Source organism: Rhodococcus sp. IEGM 1351, from assembly GCF_030056875.1.
Classification (GTDB): Bacteria; Actinomycetota; Actinomycetes; order Mycobacteriales; family Mycobacteriaceae; genus Rhodococcus_F; species Rhodococcus_F opacus.
The window spans coordinates 1-1,153 of the sequence record NZ_JASHKU010000083.1; the positions used below are offsets into that span (position 1 = coordinate 1).

At 62.7% G+C, this 1,153-nt stretch carries 1 protein-coding gene; it reads left to right on the forward strand.

Translation table 11 applies throughout. The annotated features are described in order from the left end of the window. Positions 1-51: 51 nt before the first annotated feature. Complete coding sequence (locus QM806_RS40845) at positions 52-1,134, forward strand: IS630-like element ISRjo2 family transposase (protein WP_283295036.1); 1,083 nt, start codon at positions 52-54, stop codon at positions 1,132-1,134. The last annotated feature ends 19 nt before the right edge of the window (positions 1,135-1,153 follow it).

Sequence of the window (1,153 nt, forward strand, 5' to 3'; positions counted from 1 at the left end):
CTAGTGGTGTGTCTCGCAAATAAATATGGATTGATTCGATAGAATCCGTGCATGAGGAATCCGGTACCCGCTTTGCAGATTTCCGATGGGCAGCGCGTTTTGCTCGAGTCGTTGGCGCGGTCGCAGACGGGTGCGCACCGGGAGGTGGTGCGGGCCAAGGCGCTGTTGATGGCGTCCGAGGGTGTGGCCAACACGGCTATCGCGCAGGCGTTGTCGGTATCGCCGGGATCGGTGGCGAACTGGCGGACACGGTTCGCCGAGGATGGCATGGCGCGGTTGGGCGAGGTGCGCAAGGGTCGAGGTCGCAAGCCCTCGATCCCGCAGGAGAAGATCGACGAGATCGTGGACCTGACGCAGAACTACCGCCCGAAAGGCGAGACTCATTGGAGTTGCCGGACGATGGCCGAGTATGTCGGGGTCTCGAAGGACACGGTCCAGCGCGTGTGGTCCGCTCGTGGACTCAAGCCGCACCGGGTCGAGACGTTCAAGCTGTCGAACGATCCGCGATTCGAGGACAAGCTCGTCGACGTCGTCGGTCTGTATCTGAACCCGCCCGAGCGGGCGATCGTGTTGTGCGCGGACGAGAAGTCGTCGGTGCAGGCCCTCGACCGGACGCAGGCCTCGCTCCCGATGATCAAGGGCCGCGGCGAGACGATGACCCACGACTACAAGCGTCACGGCACCACCACCTTGTTCGCCGCGCTCGACGTCCTCACCGGCACCGTGATCGGCCAGTGCCTGCCGCGCCACCGCCATCAGGAGTTCCTGCGATTTCTGCGCACCATCGACCGTGAGGTGCCCAAGGACTTGGAAATCCACCTGATCCTGGACAACTACGCCACCCACAAACACGAGAAGGTCCGGGCCTGGCTCGACAAGCATCCCCGGTTCCGCCTGCACTTCACTCCCACCTCCTCCTCATGGCTCAACCTCGTCGAACGTTGGTTCCGAGAGCTGACCGATAAAGCTCTGCGACGCGGGGTCTTTCACTCCGTACCGCACCTCATCGCCTCGATCGAGGAATACCTCGACGCCCACAACGAAAACCCCCGACCCTACGAATGGACCGCGACCGCCGAATCCATCCTCGCCAAGGTCGCCCGCGGCCGCGTCGCACTCGAAAAGATCAGCTAAATCAGAGACACACCACTAG